The following is a 15931-nucleotide window of genomic DNA, read 5'->3' as shown; positions in this document are numbered from 1 at the left end:
ACAACCATGGAATTGCGCTTGGCGAGGTTTCGCGCGGCCGCGACGCCACAGGAGCATAATCTTTTCCAAAAACCAGCCTGCACTTTTCCCGTTCATGCTAAAATTACACCCATGATGGCCCTGCCGCCCGAGCCCACCCCTACACTGCAGCAATTGCTTGCCTTTTACCTCGAGGCCGGGGTCGATTGCGCGCTTGGCGATGCGCCGATCAACCGGCTCGAGGAGCCCGAGCCAGTTCCCGCCCCTGCCGCGCCGCGTCCATCAGTTGCGCTCAATCCGCTGCGTCCGCCGCCGATGCCGTCAGTTCCGCGCAGCGAAATCACCGTGGCGCCGGATGCCGCGATCGCCTCCGCGCGCGAGGCGGCGCGGACCGCGCCGACGCTTGAAGCCCTGCGCACGCTGATGGAGAATTTCGACGGCTGCGCGCTCAAGCACACCGCGACCAGGCTGGTGTTCGCCGACGGCAACCCGCAGGCGCGCGTGATGTTCGTCGGCGAGGCGCCCGGCCGCGACGAGGACATCGAGGGCCTGCCGTTCGTCGGCCGCTCCGGCAAGCTGCTCGACCGCATGATCGCCGCGATCGGGCTCGACCGCAGCAAGACCTATATCGCCAACGTGATCCCGTGGCGGCCGCCCGGCAACCGCACGCCGACGCCGCAGGAGACGCAAGTGTGCCTGCCCTTCATCCAGCGCCATATCGAACTCGTGAATCCCGACGTGCTGGTGACGCTCGGCAATCCCTCGACGCAGGCGCTGCTCGGCACGCGCGAGGGCATCATGCGCACGCGCGGCAAATGGATCGACTACGACACCGGCACCCGCACGATCCGCGCCGTCGCCACCTTCCATCCGGCCTATCTGCTGCGCTCGCCGTCGTACAAGCGGCTGTCGTGGCAGGATCTGCGCGCGATCGCAAAGGTGCTTGCTTCGTAGGATGGGTAGAGCGCAGCGAAACCCATCGCCGCTCCAGCCGCGGAGAGAATGGTGGGTTTCGCTTCGCTCTACCCACCCTACGAATTTGACGTCTACGACCCCTTCGGCCGCACGATCGCCCAGCCGATCCGCAGCACCGGCTGCCGTCCGTTGACCAGCCGGTCGAACGAACGCGGCACTTCCGGCACGAGGCCGGGGAAGCGCTGCGCGATGTCGGGCGGCGGCGTACCGGCGGTGTCCTGTGCGCGCCACACCACGACGCCGCCGGTCTCGTTGAATTTTGCGACCGACAGCCACGGCGTCCGCTGCGGCGTGGAGTCGAGCAAGAGATGCGGGCGGCGGCGGTTCATCGCAATCAGGCTGGCAAGTTCGGGATCGCCGGCCACCGCGCGCAGGCGCTGGTTGGTGCGGCGCTCATAGCTGTCATCGAAGAAGCGGCCCATCGCGGCTGCCGGCAGCGAGGTGGACGCTTCCGTGGTGCTGGTCCAGGGCAGGAACAGCGCCGCCGCCAGCGCGAGCGCCGCGGGCGCCGCGACCGCCAGGGCCCAGACCGAACGCAGCAGCCGCTGCCGCCTGAGCGGGATCATATCGCCGGTCGCGACGACGACGGCGAGCCCGGACATCAACAGCGCCACACCGGCGCCGCCGAACGCGCGATCGAGATTGAACAGCCCGGAGACGAAGCTGCTCGCGATCGCCGGCGCGAACGCGAAGAAATACACGAATTGCCGCGCCAGCGGACTGACCGGCGGACGGTAGATGATCGGGGCATCCTCGGTCTTGCCGGCGAACCAGCGCGAATTGAGGATCGCCAGCAGCGCGATCGCGGCGGTCGCCACGATCAGCCCGCCGAGCACCACGCCCCAGCGCAGCGCGCCCGCCTTGAGATCGGCGAGTGCAGGCAAGGCCGGCAGCGCCAGCACGTCGGCGCGGACCAGCCAGATCAGGTAGGGCAGCGCCAGCACGATGATGACCAGCAGCGCGTAGATCGGATCGACCGATTTGAGCATGCGCCGCCCGCGCTCGGTTGCGAGCGCAAAGCCTGTCACGAGCAGGATCATGCCGATCGCCGCCGGCGTCGTCAGCAGCAGGAGGCCGCAATCGATCGACCAGGCGAACCAGGCGCTGCGCCGGTTCTGCCCGATCAGTTGCCAGGAATGCAGCAGCAGCAGCGCCCAGAGCGGGCGCGCCAGGATCAGCGGGCCGAACTCGACGCTCGGCGAGGAGAACACCACCACCGTCATCGACAGCAGCACCGCCAGCACGCCCTGCGGGCCGCCGACGATGGCGCGCGCCAGGGCGTAGAAGGCGATGAAGGTGACGATTTCGCAGACCTGCGCCAGGAGATAGACGCCGAACACGTGATTGCCGACGGCGCGGAAGGCGATGTCGGCGAGCCAGAACGCGAGCGGCGGCCCCATGTCGGTGCCGACCTGATATTCGCGGCCGAAGGCGAGGATGGCGGCGAGGTTGCCGGGCGGGCTGCCGTAGAAGATGGCCGGCAGGAACAGCCAGATCGCGGCCTGCGCCAGCACCACGATCCAGACCACGAGGCGCGGCCGGGCGCGGATCAGTTCGACAACCAGGGAGGTAAACCGCATGAAACGCCTGAAATGCCCCAGCCACCCCTATCAAGCGGCGCCATCTGATCCCGAGGGTTTTTGATAAACGGCGGCGGCGGTGGAGGCAACCGGGGCCGGATGAGTCCACGGTGCAAAGTCAAATGCAGGTGTCATGCCCCGCGAAGGCGGGGCATCCAGTACGCCGCGACCGTTGGGCTTAAGCACAGCTGTCTCTGGAATACTGGATCGCCCGGTCAAAGCCGGGCGATGACAGTCGAGATTGTGGGTCCGGCGATCCTACGCCGCTTCGGATGCCGCCGCTTCACTTTCGGCGTCGATCGTGAACAGATCCGGCTCCGCCCGGACGGGGAAATGCTTCAGCCGCGCGGCGACGACGGGCGCGAAGAAGGTGCGGTGATGGCTGCTGGGGCCGAGCCGGTCGAGCGCCTCGAGGTGCTCGGGGACCGCATAGCCCTTGTGCTGCTCGAAGCCGTAGCCGGGACAATCCAGCGCCAGCGCGCACATCAGGCGATCGCGCGTCACCTTGGCGATGATCGAGGCCGCCGCGATCGAGGCCACGATGCCGTCGCCGCCGATCACGGCGTCGCAGTCGCAGGGCGTGGCGAGCTTGTCGCGGCCGTCGACGAAGACGTGCTTCGGCATTTCCGGCAGCGCATGCACGGCGCGCGCGAGCGCCCACAGCGAGGCGCGCAGGATGTTGTCGCGGTCGATCCGCGCCCGCGACGCCACCGCGACCGAGAACGCCGATGTGGCGCAGATCTCCTCGAACAGTTCCTCGCGGCGCTCGACGGTCAGCCGCTTCGAATCATCGAGGCCCTTGGGAATCCGATTTGGGTCCAGCACCACGGCGGCGGCGACCACCGGACCCGCCAGCGGCCCGCGCCCGGCCTCGTCGCAGCCGGCGACCGGCCAGACGCCGCGCTTGATCAGCGCGCGCTCGCGCCGAAAGCTCGGCCGCGTCACCACGATGACGCGCTTGTCCGGCCTGGCCGGCTCGGCCGGTTTCTTCTTCGACGCGGTCTTAACCGTGCTGTTGGACTTGTCCCGAATCATGCGGGGGATCGTGATCAAGCCCGGCCCGCGGCGCAACCGGGAACCTGGCGCCCTTCCCCGCTATTCAATTCGCCGCTCCAATCGGGATCGGCGCTCTAATCGGGAATTGACACCCGGCGGTCGTCGCGAACCTCAAAGCCCGGCGCGCGCACCACTTCCCAGGCGTGGCCGTCGGGATCGCCGAAATAGCCGCAATATCCGCCGTAGCTGGTGGGCTGCGCGGGCTTCAGCAGCCTGGCGCCTTTCGACAGCGCGAACGCCATCACGCGATCGACCTCGGCGTCGTCGTTGCAGTTCCAGGCGATCGCGACGCCGCGGAACGCTGACGGCCGTGGCTGATCCGGCAGCCCGGCATCGGCGGCGAGCAGATGCCACGGGAACAGGCCGAGCACGGTGCTGCCGGTCTCGAAGAAGGCAACCTCCTCGCCGGTCGCGCGCATCTTCCTGGTGAAGCCGAGCGATTCATAAAAGGCGATGCTGGCGCGCATGTCGCTGACGCCGAGCGTGAGGACGGTTAAGCGTGCGGTCGGGGTGTTACTCATTCTTGCACTCACTCATTGTTATGTTCGTAGCTCGGATGGAGCGAAGCGAAATCCGGGAAATCTTTGGCCAGGGGTCGACGAGCCCCGGATTTCGCTGCCCTCCATCCGGGCTACACCCTCACCTAGAATAGACTGAGTTGCTGTCCGCTGCGCTTCGGCTTGGCGAAGTGATCGGTGGTCAGCTTGGTCCGCCGCTTGTTGAGGCCGAGCTTTTCGCAGGCGATCTCGAAGCGGCGGCCGATCATCCAGGCCATCGGGCCGGTGCCCTTCATCCTGGTGCCCCATTGCGAGTCGTAGTCGCGGCCGCCGCGCATGTCGCGGATCAGCGTGAAGACGTGACGGTAGCGGTCGGGATAATTCGCCATCAGCCATTCGCGGAACAGATCGCGCACCTCGAGCGGCAGGCGCAGCAGCACGTAGCTCGCCTCCCTGGCGCCGGCATGCGCGGCGGCATCGAGGATGCGCTCGATCTCGGAGTCGTTCAGCGCCGGGATCACGGGGGCGACCATCACCGTAGTCGGGATGCCGGCGTCGGCGAGCCGCTTGATCGCCTCGAGCCGCTTCGGCGGGGTCGACGCCCGCGGCTCCATGGTGCGGGCGAGCTTCGGGTCGAGCGTCGTCACCGAGAGCGCGACCTTGGCGAGATTGCGCTTGGCCAACCGCGCCAGGATGTCGATGTCGCGCACGACCAGCGCCGACTTGGTGACGATGCCGACCGGATGGCCGGCGCGCTCCAGCACCTCGAGGATGCCGCGCATGATCTTCCGGTCGCGTTCGATCGGCTGATAGGGATCGGTGTTGGTGCCGATCGCGATCATTCGCGCCTCGTAGTCCGGCGCCGCCAGTTCCTTCTTGAGCAGCGCGGGTGCGTCCGGCTTGGCGAACAGCTTCGATTCGAAGTCCAGCCCCGGCGACAGGCCGAGATAGGCGTGGGTCGGCCGCGCGAAGCAATAGACGCAGCCATGCTCGCAGCCGCGATAGGGATTGATCGATCGGTCGAAGCCGATGTCGGGCGAGTCGTTGCGGGTGATCACCTTGCGCGAGGTGTCGAGCGCCACGCTGGTCGTGAACGGCGGCAAATCTTCGAGGCTCTGCCAGCCGTCGTCGAAGGCGACGCGGGCCTCGGCCTCGTAGCGGCCGCTGGCGTTGGACTGCGCACCGCGGCCGCGCCGCCGCTCGCGCTCGATCGCGACCGCAAGCTCGGGAAAAGGGGAAGATGCACCCGCCGGGTTATCGGAGGGCGCCGTTACCGGCGGGTGCTTGAGGGCATGAGAGGATGCTCGGCTCATGTTCTGAAGTTAACACAGCACGAGAACAAATCAAGAACATGAACGGAGAAATTCCACAGAACCTTGCTACAAAATTCTGCAGGCGAACAGGCTGCTTTGAATATGACAAGGTGATAACACGGCCGGAGTTTCTCCATCGTTTGAGCCATCGAAGCCTCAAAATCATGCTGAGCGTGATCATTCCAACCGACGGCGTCGAGCGCACCGCGGTCGCAACCCTGGCGGCGCTGGTGCCGGGCGCGGCCGCGGGTGTCATCCGCGAAGTGCTGCTGGTCGACCGCAGCAACAGCGATGTGATGGAGCGCGTCGCCGACGTCGCCGGCTGCCGCTTCCTGCGCTTCGAGGGCACGCGCGCCGCGGCGCTTGCGGCAGGCGCGCGGCAGGCGCGGTCGCCCTGGCTGATGTTCCTGCATCCGGGCGCGGTGCTCGATGCCGGCTGGATCGAGGAATCCACCCAGTTCATCCAGATGGTGGCGGCCAGCGGCAAGGACCGCGCCGGCATCTTCCGCTACGCCCGCGCGCCCTACACCGACCCCGGCCTGCGCGACGGCCTCAAATTCGTCGCCCGGATGATCACCGGGCCTTCGGCCGAACAAGGCCTTTTGATCGCGCGCGAACATTACGAGCGGATCGGCGGCTACCGGCCCGATGCCCGCCGCTCCGAGGCGCGCCTGCTGCGCCGGCTCGGCCGCTCCTCCCGCACCATGCTGCGCAGCCGGATCATGGTGGCTTGAAGCGTTTTCAAGCGAAGTGGGCACCGGTTCGCGTAAAGAAAACGCGTCAAAACAAGCCTGAAGCTTAGGTTCTGTCTTCAGAACTGAAGCTTGAACAAAGCCCTTGCGGATTATTTGATTCCGTCAAATAATATATTTGATGAAATCAAATTCCCATGACGCCACCCTCGAGAGCCAGGTCGCCGCGATCCGCGGCTTCAGCCGGTTCTATACCCGCAAGCTCGGCATCATCGAGCCGAAGCTGCTGCACTCGCCATTCACGCTGCAGGAAGCGCGGATCATCTACGAGCTCGCGCATCGCGAAAATTGCACCGCAACCGACCTGGTGCTCGATCTCGATCTCGATGCCGGTTTCGTCAGCCGCACGCTGGCGGCGCTGCAAAAGCGCCAGATCGTGACCCGCAAGCCGTCGAAGGCCGACAAGCGTGTCAACGAGGTGGCCCTCACCGCCAAGGGCCGCACCGCAGCCGCCGATCTCGACAGCCGCTCGCGCAGCGAGGTCGGGGCGCTATTGAAGCAGATGGACAGCGACCGTCGCGCCGCGGTGGTGCGCGCCATGAGCACGATCGAGCTATCGCTGGAGCCGCCGGCCGGGAAACCGGTCGGCTTCCTGCTGCGCAGCCATCGCGTCGGCGACATGGGCTGGGTCGTCTCGCGGCAGGGACAAGCCTACGCGGAGGAATATGGCTGGGACATCAGCTACGAGGCGTTGGTGGCCGAGATCTGCGCGCAGTTTCTGCGATCGTTCGATCCCGCCCGCGAGCATTGCTGGATCGCGGAGGTCGACGGCGAGCCGGTCGGCTCGATCTTCCTGGTCGACGGCGGCGACGGGGTCGCCAAGCTGCGCCTGCTGCTGGTGGAGGAGAAGGCGCGCGGGCTCGGCGTCGGCCGCGCCCTGGTCGAGCAATGCATCCGCGCCGCGCGCGAGAAGGGCTACAAAAAGATGACGCTGTGGACCCAGAGCATCCTGGTCGCCGCGCGCGGCATCTACGCCCGCGCCGGTTTTCAGCGGGTGAAAGAAGAGAAGCATCACAGCTTTGGGGTCGACCTGGTCGGCGAGACCTGGGAGCTGGAGTTGTAAAGCCGCAGCGCCGAGAAGTCTGGACTGCGTAGCCCGGATGGAGCGCAGCGCAATCCAGGGCCGCGGAAGAGACTGCCCCGGATTTCGCTCCGCTCCATCCGGGCTACGGCAGCTCACCCTTGAGATTCCGGGCTCATCACTGCGCGATGCCCTCAGATGCGCAATTGCGCATCGGGGAATGACGGCTGCTACGCGCTCGCGCCCTTCGCCTTCGGGCGGCGCAGATGTTCATCCAGCCGCGGCATGATCTCGACGAAATTGCAAGGGCGCGTGCGGTAGTCGAGCTGTGCGGCCAAAATGCCGTCCCAGCCGTCGCGGCAGGCGCCGGGCGAACCGGGCAAGCAGAAGATGAAGGTCGCGCCCGCAACGCCGGCGGTGGCGCGGCTCTGGATCGTCGACGCTCCGATCTTGGCGTGGCTCAGCATGTGGAAGGCGATCGAAAAGCCGTCCATCCGCTTCTCGAACAACGGCTCGACCGCCTCCGGCGTGACGTCGCGGCCGGTGAAGCCGGTGCCGCCGGTGGTGATGACGGCATCGACGGCGGGATCGGCGATCCAGCGCCGGATCACGGCCCTGATCGCCTCGACATCGTCGGTGACGATCTCCCGCGCCGCGAGCTTGTGGCCGGCTGCGGTGAGACGGTCGGCGAGCGTGGTGCCCGACTTGTCATCCGCCAGCGAACGGGTGTCGGAAATCGTCAGCACCGCGATGTTGAGCGGGATGAATGATTTGGATTCGTCGAGTGAGGACATTTACACCTCTTTCCCATCCCGCTGACGTCATCCTGAGGTGCTCGCCTTGCGGTGCACTTGCACCGCTGGGCGAGCCTCGAAGGATGGGCCACGGGCTCCGTCATCCTTGGCTCGCCAAGAGGCGAACATATCCCTAGTGAGCGCATTCACGCTCATCCTTGGGTGACGCTACCGACACACGGCTACAAGCTACCGCCGAACGTGTTGCAGGCTTGCACTGTGCCCTGCTGGTAGCCTCTCATGAACCACTCCTTGCGCTGCGCGGCGGAGCCGTGGGTGAAGGAATCAGGCACCACCCTGCCCGTGGCCTGCCGTTGCAGCGTGTCGTCGCCGATCGCGTTCGCCGTTGTCAGCGCGGCGTCGATGTCGCCGGCCTCGAGGAAGCCCGGCCGCTTCTTCTCCTCGCGATTGACCCAGACGCCGGAGAGGCAATCGGCCTGCAGCTCGACCTTGACCTGCAGCGCGTTGGCCTCGGCCTTGCTGCCGGCCTGCTGCTGCAGCCGGTTCACGCGCGGAATGATGCCGAGCAGGTTCTGGATGTGATGGCCGGCTTCATGCGCGATGATATAGGCCGCGGTGAACTTGCAGGCGTTGCCCGAGCAGCCGCGGAAGCGCGTCTCGACCTCGCGGAAGAAGCCGGTATCGAGGAAGATGGTCTTGTCCGGCGGGCAGTAGAACGGTCCCATCGCCGACTGCGCCATGCCGCAGCGGCCGCCATTGGTGGCGTTGCGGAACAGCACGATCTTCGGACCTGTGTAGGTCTGGCCGCTGGCCTTGAAGATCTCGCTCCAGCGATCGTCGATCTCGCCCAGGATGCCGGCGATCATGCTGCCCATCTCGTCGGTCGGCGCGCCGCGCTTGGCCTGCCCGCCCGACGACTGCCGGTCGGTCTGGTAGGTCGGCGCCTGGCCGCCGCCGGTGAGAATCTCGGCGCCGCCGATCAGAATGCGCGGGTCGATGCCGAAGGCATAGCCGAGCAGGCCGAGCACGATGATGGTGCCGATGCCGAGCCCGCCACCGCCCATCGGAATGCCGAAGCCGCCACCGCCACCTCCGCCCATCCCGCCTTCATCGCGACGGTCTTCGACGTCGTCGCTGCGGCGGAAATCATCATAGCGCATGGCGGTTTCCCTTCATTCCAGTCGGCGACCCAACGCGGGACACTCCAACTTAAAATTTCCATTCTGTTAATCAATATCCTGCCCGGCAATAATTGCCTAGTCCGGAAGGCGCGCACCCTTGCGGTGCAAACGGCTGCGAATGAGGGCGAATCTACCGCGCGAATCGTGCCGGTTTGATGATCCGCAAATTTTTTCGCCGAACGCGCTGATGTTGCAGCACAACGCCGACAGCACCGCGCCATGCCGCGCAAAAGATGCTGCAATCTTTAGCATGAAGATTTCCAATTAAGTCGATTTTTACTTTGCCGGGTCAATGTGGCGCCAGTCGGTTGTTTAGTCCCGCGTCGCCGACAGCGTCGCCTGAGTCAGAGTTCTTGAGTCATGGTAGTGTCGCGTCGCGGGGCGTCTGCAAGGGCGCCCCGCACTAAATTTGAGAGTGCCCCATCGAGCCACATCGTCATTGGCGATTGCGTGGCCGAATTGTCGAAGCTTCAGGCCGGCTCGGTCGACCTGGTCTTCGCGGATCCTCCCTACAATCTGCAGCTCAAGGGCGACCTCAAGCGCCCCGATGAGTCGCATGTCGATGCCGTCAACGACGACTGGGACAAGTTCTCGTCGTTCGCTGCGTATGACGATTTCACCCGCGCCTGGCTGCTGGCCTGCCGCCGCGTGATGAAGCCGTCGGCAACGCTGTGGGTGATCGGCTCCTATCACAATATCTTCCGCGTCGGCGCCATCATGCAGGACCTCGGCTTCTGGCTCCTGAACGACATCGTGTGGCGCAAATCCAATCCGATGCCGAACTTCCGCGGCCGCCGCTTCACCAATGCGCACGAGACCATGATCTGGGCCGCGCGCGACGAGAAGGCCAAGGGCTACACCTTCAACTATGAAGCGCTGAAGGCCTCCAATGAGGACGTGCAGGCTCGCTCCGACTGGCTGATCCCGCTGTGCACCGGCGAGGAGCGCCTCAAGGACGGCGACGGCAAGAAAGTGCATCCGACGCAGAAGCCCGAGCAGCTGCTCGCCCGCGTGCTGCTGTCGTCCTCGAAGCCCGGCGATCTCGTGATCGATCCGTTCAACGGCACCGGTACCACCGGCGCCGTCGCCAAGCGCCTCGGCCGCAGCTATATCGGCTTCGAGCGCGACAAGACCTATGCCGCCGCCGCCGAGGCACGCATCGCCGCGATCGAGCCGCTGCCGGACGCAACGCTGGCGCCATTCATGACCGCGCGCGAGGCGCCCCGCGTTGCGTTCTCCGAACTGATCGAGCGCGGCATGATCGTGCCAGGCGCCAGGCTGGTCGACGCCAAGAAGCGCCACGGCGCCCTGGTGCGCGCCGACGGCGCCATCATGCTCGGCGACAAGGTCGGCTCGATCCACCGCATCGGCGCGGTCGCGCAGGGCTCGGGCGCCTGCAACGGCTGGACCTTCTGGCACGTCGAGACCAAGACCGGCCTGCGGCTGATCGACGAGCTGCGCGCCGAGATCCGCTCCGAGATGGCGGCGGGCTGAGGCAAGCCGACCAATCTTCCTCGTCATTCCGGGCTCGCCGCTTCGCGGCGCCCTCAGATGCGCAATTGCGCATCGGGGAATGACACGTCGGGAAAGATGAGGCCGTCTTGAACGCGGGCCGCCTTGTTGCGCTGCGACGTTGGGACTAGATTTGGCCCCGTCACTTGCCCGTTTCGATTGGTCGCCCGATGCGCAGACAATCCGAGACCTTGCTGCTGGTGCCGCTGCTGCCGATCTTCCTGCTCGGCATGTTTCCGATGCTGCTGATCGGCCTGCTCGGGTTCTTCGGCCTGATCATCTTCGGCATCCTGCTCGTCTGCGTCGGGCTGACGCTCGCGCTCGAGGCGCATGGCGAGTTCAATGAAGAGATCATCGTCCATGGCTACGCGCGGGGATCAGAACGCGCGACGCAGGTCTCCCATTTGCGTGCTGCGACCCGCTCCGCCGCCGCGCTGGACGTCGCGGGCATCGCGCTGGTCGTCGCGGGTATCCTGGGCTTCTTCTGGGCCGGCTGACCAGCGCGCCACGCGACCCTGATTCACAAACTCGTCGCTTGCGCAGCGCAGCGAAATTTGCGCAAGAGGAGCCGGTCTGCGGCCTTCCCCCGCCGCGTCCCGATCTCGCCGGTTACAAGAACCAAGGGAGTCCCTTCATGATCAAATTCTATTTCAACGGTGCGCCGAACCCGAATAAGGTCGCGCTGTTCCTGGAAGAGTCCGGCCTGCCGTTCGAGGCGATCCCGGTCGACACCCGCAAGGGCGAGCAGTTCGCGCCGGAATTCCTGAAGGTCAACCCGAACGGCAAGGTGCCGGCGATCGACGATGACGGCGTGCTGGTGTTCGATTCGAACGCGATCCTGCTCTACCTCGCCGAGGAGCACGGCAAGTTCCTGCCCGCCAATACGCCGGCCAACCGCGCCGCGACGCTGTCCTGGCTGATGTTCATCGCGACCGGCCTCGGCCCCTATTCCGGCCAGGCCGTGCACTTCAAGCACTTCGCGCCGAAGGATCTCGACTACGCCAACAACCGCTACCAGTACGAGGCGCACCGCCATTACAAGATCCTCGACAATCACCTGGCGAAACAGCGCTACATGGTCGGCGACAGCTACACGATCGTCGACATGGCGTTCTGGGGCTGGGCGCGGATGGCGCCGTTTGTCCTCGGCGAGGAAGGCTACGCCAAATATCCGAATGTCAAGCGGCTGGTCGACGAGATCTCCGCGCGGCCGGCGGCGGCACGCGCGATCGCGCTGAAGGACAAGCACACCTTCAAGGCCGAGATGGACGACGCGGCCCGCGACATCATGTTCGGCCACCTCAAGTCCAAGGTGGCGTAAGCCGATCCACACGACGGCAAGACGACGGCGCCCGGACGGGCGCCGTCTTCGTTTGTGCCGCCCGTTAGCGGGGCACCGCTACGCGGGAAACGCGCCGAGCGCCTTCTCGGTCAGGACCGAGTCGCAATATTCCCGCACCTCCTTGATCCGGCCGCCGTCGAAGCGGAACACCAGGCAATAGTCGTTGTCGTAGCGCTGGCCTTGCTTGGTGAGGTTGTCGCCCTTGGCCTCGACCACGACGATGTCGCCGTCGGAGAGGATGCGATGGGCGACGGTGCGGCCGCGCTCGGCCAGCTTCGAGCGGACATGGCCGTGCAGATCGTTGATGATCGATTGCTTGCCGGTGAAGGTGCGCGACCAGGAATATTGCCCGGTCACGGTCCAGATCGCGTCGTCGGCAAGCGTTGCCATGAACAGCGAGTTCTCGCGCACCGCAGGATCGGGACTGCCCGCGATCACGAACATCTCCTGCACCAGTTTCTTGTTGTCGGTTGCGCTCATGGCGCGTCTCCTTGCGATTGATAGAGCCTGATTTCAGGCGCTTCCTCGCGCGATGCGGTCTTCGGCTCGCGTGAAAACGCCTTGGCCCCAATCCTGCGGCCTGGCTACGCATTCTTCCAATCGATAGGTGGTATGATATATATTCACCCAATGAATTTGAATTCGCTTGACCTCAATCTGCTGGTCGCGCTCGACGCCCTGCTGCGCGAAGCCAATGTCAGCCGCGCCGCGATGCGGCTCAATCTGTCGCAGCCGGCGACCAGCCACGCGCTGCAGCGGCTGCGCGACCTGATCGGCGATCCGCTTTTGGTGCGCAACGGCGCGCGGATGGAGCTGACGCCGCGGGCGCAGGCGCTGCGCTCGCCGCTGGCCCATGCGCTCGACCAGGTGCGCGCGCTGTTCGTCTCCGACGATTTCGACGCCGCGCGCAGCGAGCGGCACTTTCGCCTGATGATGCCCGACCTCGCGGTCGAGCTCCTGATGCCGCCGTTGATGGAGAAGGTGACGCTGATCGCGCCGAACGTCACTATCGACGTGGTGCCGTGGCGGGGACCTGCGATCTTCACGCCCGAATTCGCCCGCACCATCGATCTCGTGATCTCGATCGGCGACTCCTTCAAGGGCTTTCACCGCCAGCGGCTCTACACCGACAGCGATGCGCTCGCGGTGCGGCGCGGCCACCCCGCCGGCACGAAGCTGAAGAAGCGCGAGGCGTTCCTCGCCGCGCGCCATGTCGCCGTGATCATCCGCGGCCAGAACGAGGACCTGATCGACACCTGGCTGCGCGCCAAGGGCATCGAGCGGCGGATCGCGCTGGTGGTGCCGGGCTATATCGAGGCGCTGCACGTCACCGCGCGCACCGACCTCGTCGCCTTCGTGCCGCGCCGGCTGATCTCGGCGCTGTCGAAGCAATTGTCGCTGATGACGGTGACGCCGCCGCTCGATCCAGGGATCGACGAGCAGCACATGTTCTATCCGACACGGGCGCAGATGGATCCCGGTTCGATCTGGCTGCGCAAGCTGATGCTGGAGACCGGACGCGAGCTGGAGAGAAGGAAGGCGTAGCGGCGCGCTCTCCACACGTCGTCCCGGCGAAAGCCGGGACCCATAACCACAGGGTTGCATTGTGAGAGTGAGCTGCGGCCCCAACGTCGCATAACAACGATCGTTGGTGGTTATGGGTCCCGGGTCGCGCTGCGCTTGCCCGGGACGACACCGAATTTTTGGGCCTTACGCCTTCTGCTCGGCCAGCACCTTCTGCACCGCCGGGCGGCTCTCCATTGCCGCGCGATGCGCCTTCACCTTGGGCAGCGTTGCGATGTCGACCCCGTCGCCGTCGAGCCACAAGGTCAGCGTGTAGAGATAGGCATCGCCGACGGTGTAGTTCTCGCCCATCACCCACGGGCCCTTCAGCATGTCGCGCTCGATCAGGTTGAAGCAGGCGCCCATGGTCTTCGGGATCATCGCCTTCATGTCGGCGAACGACGTCTCCTGCGTCGCCCAGCGCGCACCGCGCATCTTGTGGGCGTGGCAGATATGCACCGTCGAGCACAGATAGGAGTTGAAGGCCTGCAGCCTGGCGAATTCGAAGGCGTCGTCGGGCGCGAGCTTCGCCTGCGGAAAGCTCTGCGCGATGTAGGCCAGCATCGCCGGCGTCTCGGTCAGCACGCCGCGATCGGTCACCAGCGTCGGCACGCGGCCCTTCGGATTGATCTTCAGGTATTCCGGGCTGTTCTGCTGGTTGGTCTTGAAGTCGATCTTCTCGGTCGTGTAGGGCGCGCCGGCCTCGGCCAGCGCGATGTGGGACGCCAGCGCGCAGGTGCCGGGGGCAAAATAGAGCTTGAGCATGTTGCAGTCCTCTCCGAGCGTTGTCGGTTCGTTGCGAACCCGGCTCTGGTTCTTGTTCTGAGGGCGCGGAGGTTAACGGCCGCGCCATCGGCCGTCCACCCCGCGCGTGCCGCGGACCTTGCCCACGGCGGTGCCGTCGTGCGATGACCATGCCAATTGAGGGGATTTTTCATGACTGTGCTCATTGCAGGTGGCGGAATTGGCGGGCTGACGCTGGCGCTCAGCCTGCACCAGATCGGCGTGCCGGCCCGCGTCTTCGAGAGCGTGCCCGAGCTGAGGCCGCTCGGCGTCGGCATCAACGTGCTGCCGCATGCGGTGCGCGAACTGATCGAGCTCGGCCTGCACGATGTGCTCGACGCTTCTGCGGTGCGCACCCGCGAGCTCGCTTATTTCTCCAAGCACGGCAAGCCGATCTGGAGCGAGCCGCGCGGGCTCGAGGCCGGCTACAAATGGCCGCAGTTCTCGATCCATCGCGGCCGGCTGCAACAGCTGCTGCTCGACGCCGCGACCGAACGGCTGGGAGCTCAGAACATCCTCACCAGCCATCACCTCACCGGCTGGGCCGAGACCGCCGACGGCGTCCGCGCCGATTTCATCGACCGCGCCACCGGCAAGCCCGCCGGCAGCTATGATGGCGCGGTGCTGATCGCCGCCGACGGTATCCATTCGGCGGTGCGCGAGAAGCTTTATCCGCAGGAGGGGCCGCCAATCTGGAACGGCCGCATCCTGTGGCGCGGCATCACCCGCGGCGATGCCTTCCTGACCGGCCGCACCATGATCATGGCCGGCCACGAGATCCTGAAATTCGTCTGCTACCCGATCTCGAAGGAAGCAGGCCCCGACGGCAAGTTCGACATCAACTGGGTCGCCGAGCGGCACATGCCGCCGACCTATCAATGGCGGCGCGAGGACTATAACCGGACGGCAGAACTCGACGAGTTCCTGCCGTGGTTCGAGAGCTGGAATTTCGACTGGCTCGATGTACCCGGCCTGATCCGGAACTGCCCGCATGCCTACGAATATCCGCTGGTCGATCGCGATCCGATCCCGCAATGGACGTTCGGCCGCGTCACGCTGATGGGCGACGCCGCGCATCCGATGTATCCGATCGGCTCCAACGGCGCCTCGCAGGCGATCTTGGATGCGCGCGTGCTGACGCGCGAGATTTTGGCGCATGGCGCGACGCAGGCGGCGCTCGCGGCCTTTGAGGCCGAACGGCGGCCCGCGACCACGGACCTCGTGATGCTGAACCGCCGCAACGGCCCGGAGCAGGTGATGCAGCTGGTCGAGGAGCGCGCGCCTGATGGCTTCAAGGTCGTCACCGACGTGCTGTCGCAGCAGGAGCTGGAAGACATCGCCGCCAACTACAAGCGCGTCGCCGGTTTCCAGGTCGAGGGACTGAACGCCAAGCCGCCGATCGTACAGCGGACAGGCTGAGTTGTAGCGCGGCGCATGATCTATCACCGTCACCCTGAGGAGCCGCGAAGCGGCGTCTCGAAGGGTGCACGGCCCGGCCGGTGGCCGTGCATGCTTCGAGGCTCGCTACGCGAGCACCTCAGCATGACGGATTTGCCAAAGCGAGCGCGGCATGGACTAAGCGAGGATCTATTCCCGTCATGCTGAGGAGCGCGGAACGCGCG

At 65.8% G+C, this 15931-nt stretch carries 17 protein-coding genes; 8 read left to right on the top strand and 9 right to left on the bottom strand.

Annotation, left to right across the window (positions count from 1 at the left end):
• The first annotated feature begins 120 nt into the window (after nucleotides 1-120).
• Nucleotides 121-933 (top strand): uracil-DNA glycosylase, encoded by an 813-nt coding sequence (locus tag IF803_RS08550; protein ID WP_304500375.1) that lies wholly within the window; start codon nucleotides 121-123, stop codon nucleotides 931-933.
• Nucleotides 934-1025: 92 nt separating this feature from the next.
• Here the strand turns inward: IF803_RS08550 and IF803_RS08545 are convergent, their stop codons facing one another.
• The 4 genes from IF803_RS08545 to IF803_RS08530 form a co-directional block, all read right to left on the bottom strand.
• Nucleotides 1026-2534 (bottom strand): glycosyltransferase family 39 protein, encoded by a 1509-nt coding sequence (locus IF803_RS08545; RefSeq protein WP_461191873.1) that lies wholly within the window; start codon nucleotides 2532-2534, stop codon nucleotides 1026-1028.
• A 258-nt stretch (nucleotides 2535-2792) separates the two neighbouring features.
• Complete coding sequence (locus IF803_RS08540; protein WP_461191872.1) at nucleotides 2793-3569, bottom strand: ribonuclease HII; 777 nt, start codon at nucleotides 3567-3569, stop codon at nucleotides 2793-2795.
• Nucleotides 3570-3664: 95 nt separating this feature from the next.
• Nucleotides 3665-4111: a VOC family protein gene (locus tag IF803_RS08535; RefSeq protein ID WP_461191871.1), complete on the bottom strand. Its 447-nt coding sequence runs from the start codon at nucleotides 4109-4111 to the stop codon at nucleotides 3665-3667.
• Nucleotides 4112-4233: 122 nt separating this feature from the next.
• A complete protein-coding gene (locus tag IF803_RS08530; RefSeq protein WP_461191870.1) occupies nucleotides 4234-5400 on the bottom strand; it encodes a PA0069 family radical SAM protein in 1167 nt (388 codons plus the stop codon).
• Between the two features lie 164 nt (nucleotides 5401-5564).
• Between IF803_RS08530 and IF803_RS08525 the strand changes: the two genes are divergently transcribed.
• On the top strand, nucleotides 5565-6134 hold the full coding sequence (locus IF803_RS08525; RefSeq protein ID WP_028342969.1) for a glycosyltransferase family protein: 570 nt from the start codon (nucleotides 5565-5567) through the stop codon (nucleotides 6132-6134).
• A 139-nt stretch (nucleotides 6135-6273) separates the two neighbouring features.
• On the top strand, nucleotides 6274-7215 hold the full coding sequence (locus IF803_RS08520; protein WP_411780227.1) for a bifunctional helix-turn-helix transcriptional regulator/GNAT family N-acetyltransferase: 942 nt from the start codon (nucleotides 6274-6276) through the stop codon (nucleotides 7213-7215).
• Nucleotides 7216-7403: 188 nt separating this feature from the next.
• Here the strand turns inward: IF803_RS08520 and moaB are convergent, their stop codons facing one another.
• From moaB to IF803_RS08505, 3 genes are all read right to left on the bottom strand, one after another.
• Nucleotides 7404-7967, bottom strand: a complete 564-nt coding sequence (moaB, locus tag IF803_RS08515) for a molybdenum cofactor biosynthesis protein B (protein ID WP_028342967.1) — start codon at nucleotides 7965-7967, stop codon at nucleotides 7404-7406.
• Nucleotides 7968-8149: 182 nt separating this feature from the next.
• Nucleotides 8150-9088 (bottom strand): KPN_02809 family neutral zinc metallopeptidase, encoded by a 939-nt coding sequence (gene ypfJ / locus IF803_RS08510; RefSeq protein ID WP_461191869.1) that lies wholly within the window; start codon nucleotides 9086-9088, stop codon nucleotides 8150-8152.
• Between the two features lie 96 nt (nucleotides 9089-9184).
• A complete protein-coding gene (locus IF803_RS08505; RefSeq protein WP_461191868.1) occupies nucleotides 9185-9361 on the bottom strand; it encodes a hypothetical protein in 177 nt (58 codons plus the stop codon).
• 108 nt (nucleotides 9362-9469) lie between these two features.
• On the opposite strand from IF803_RS08505, the gene IF803_RS08500 reads away from it, so the two are divergent.
• The 3 genes from IF803_RS08500 to IF803_RS08490 all read left to right on the top strand — a co-directional run bounded on the left by IF803_RS08500 (nucleotide 9470) and on the right by IF803_RS08490 (nucleotide 11942).
• Complete coding sequence (locus tag IF803_RS08500) at nucleotides 9470-10603, top strand: site-specific DNA-methyltransferase (protein WP_411780225.1); 1134 nt, start codon at nucleotides 9470-9472, stop codon at nucleotides 10601-10603.
• Between the two features lie 188 nt (nucleotides 10604-10791).
• Nucleotides 10792-11118 (top strand): hypothetical protein, encoded by a 327-nt coding sequence (locus tag IF803_RS08495; RefSeq protein WP_461191867.1) that lies wholly within the window; start codon nucleotides 10792-10794, stop codon nucleotides 11116-11118.
• A gap of 137 nt (nucleotides 11119-11255) precedes the next feature.
• On the top strand, nucleotides 11256-11942 hold the full coding sequence (locus IF803_RS08490; protein ID WP_411780224.1) for a glutathione S-transferase family protein: 687 nt from the start codon (nucleotides 11256-11258) through the stop codon (nucleotides 11940-11942).
• Between the two features lie 78 nt (nucleotides 11943-12020).
• Here the strand turns inward: IF803_RS08490 and IF803_RS08485 are convergent, their stop codons facing one another.
• Nucleotides 12021-12443: a nuclear transport factor 2 family protein gene (locus IF803_RS08485; protein ID WP_461191866.1), complete on the bottom strand. Its 423-nt coding sequence runs from the start codon at nucleotides 12441-12443 to the stop codon at nucleotides 12021-12023.
• A 150-nt stretch (nucleotides 12444-12593) separates the two neighbouring features.
• On the opposite strand from IF803_RS08485, the gene IF803_RS08480 reads away from it, so the two are divergent.
• Nucleotides 12594-13508 carry a LysR family transcriptional regulator gene (locus IF803_RS08480; protein ID WP_461191865.1) on the top strand — a complete coding sequence of 305 codons (915 nt, stop codon included), beginning with the start codon at nucleotides 12594-12596 and terminating at the stop codon, nucleotides 13506-13508.
• A gap of 165 nt (nucleotides 13509-13673) precedes the next feature.
• Here IF803_RS08480 and IF803_RS08475 read toward each other — a convergent pair whose 3' ends face one another.
• Complete coding sequence (locus IF803_RS08475) at nucleotides 13674-14291, bottom strand: glutathione S-transferase family protein (RefSeq protein ID WP_461191864.1); 618 nt, start codon at nucleotides 14289-14291, stop codon at nucleotides 13674-13676.
• A 171-nt stretch (nucleotides 14292-14462) separates the two neighbouring features.
• On the opposite strand from IF803_RS08475, the gene IF803_RS08470 reads away from it, so the two are divergent.
• Nucleotides 14463-15728 carry a flavin-dependent oxidoreductase gene (locus tag IF803_RS08470; protein ID WP_461191863.1) on the top strand — a complete coding sequence of 422 codons (1266 nt, stop codon included), beginning with the start codon at nucleotides 14463-14465 and terminating at the stop codon, nucleotides 15726-15728.
• Nucleotides 15729-15931: the final 203 nt, after the last annotated feature.

The sequence above is a fragment of the Bradyrhizobium sp. UFLA06-06 genome (assembly GCF_054820065.1).
The sequence above is the reverse complement of the archived record's forward strand: the minus strand, read 5'-3'. Positions and strand labels throughout refer to the sequence as shown.

Excerpts from the sequence above, each read along its gene's own strand:
- IF803_RS08490 (WP_411780224.1), top strand. The coding sequence starts at position 11,256 with ATGATCAAATTCTATTTCAACGGTGCGCCGAACCCGAATAAGGTCGCG.
- IF803_RS08470 (WP_461191863.1), top strand. The coding sequence starts at position 14,463 with ATGACTGTGCTCATTGCAGGTGGCGGAATTGGCGGGCTGACGCTGGCG.
- ypfJ (WP_461191869.1), bottom strand. The coding sequence starts at position 9,088 with ATGCGCTATGATGATTTCCGCCGCAGCGACGACGTCGAAGACCGTCGC.
- IF803_RS08535 (WP_461191871.1), bottom strand. The coding sequence starts at position 4,111 with ATGAGTAACACCCCGACCGCACGCTTAACCGTCCTCACGCTCGGCGTC.
- IF803_RS08525 (WP_028342969.1), top strand. The coding sequence starts at position 5,565 with ATGCTGAGCGTGATCATTCCAACCGACGGCGTCGAGCGCACCGCGGTC.
- IF803_RS08540 (WP_461191872.1), bottom strand. The coding sequence starts at position 3,569 with ATGATTCGGGACAAGTCCAACAGCACGGTTAAGACCGCGTCGAAGAAG.
- IF803_RS08545 (WP_461191873.1), bottom strand. The coding sequence starts at position 2,534 with ATGCGGTTTACCTCCCTGGTTGTCGAACTGATCCGCGCCCGGCCGCGC.
- IF803_RS08495 (WP_461191867.1), top strand. The coding sequence starts at position 10,792 with ATGCGCAGACAATCCGAGACCTTGCTGCTGGTGCCGCTGCTGCCGATC.
- IF803_RS08520 (WP_411780227.1), top strand. The coding sequence starts at position 6,274 with ATGAAATCAAATTCCCATGACGCCACCCTCGAGAGCCAGGTCGCCGCG.
- IF803_RS08500 (WP_411780225.1), top strand. The coding sequence starts at position 9,470 with ATGGTAGTGTCGCGTCGCGGGGCGTCTGCAAGGGCGCCCCGCACTAAA.
- IF803_RS08505 (WP_461191868.1), bottom strand. The coding sequence starts at position 9,361 with ATGCTAAAGATTGCAGCATCTTTTGCGCGGCATGGCGCGGTGCTGTCG.
- IF803_RS08485 (WP_461191866.1), bottom strand. The coding sequence starts at position 12,443 with ATGAGCGCAACCGACAACAAGAAACTGGTGCAGGAGATGTTCGTGATC.
- moaB (WP_028342967.1), bottom strand. The coding sequence starts at position 7,967 with ATGTCCTCACTCGACGAATCCAAATCATTCATCCCGCTCAACATCGCG.
- IF803_RS08475 (WP_461191864.1), bottom strand. The coding sequence starts at position 14,291 with ATGCTCAAGCTCTATTTTGCCCCCGGCACCTGCGCGCTGGCGTCCCAC.
- IF803_RS08480 (WP_461191865.1), top strand. The coding sequence starts at position 12,594 with ATGAATTTGAATTCGCTTGACCTCAATCTGCTGGTCGCGCTCGACGCC.
- IF803_RS08530 (WP_461191870.1), bottom strand. The coding sequence starts at position 5,400 with ATGAGCCGAGCATCCTCTCATGCCCTCAAGCACCCGCCGGTAACGGCG.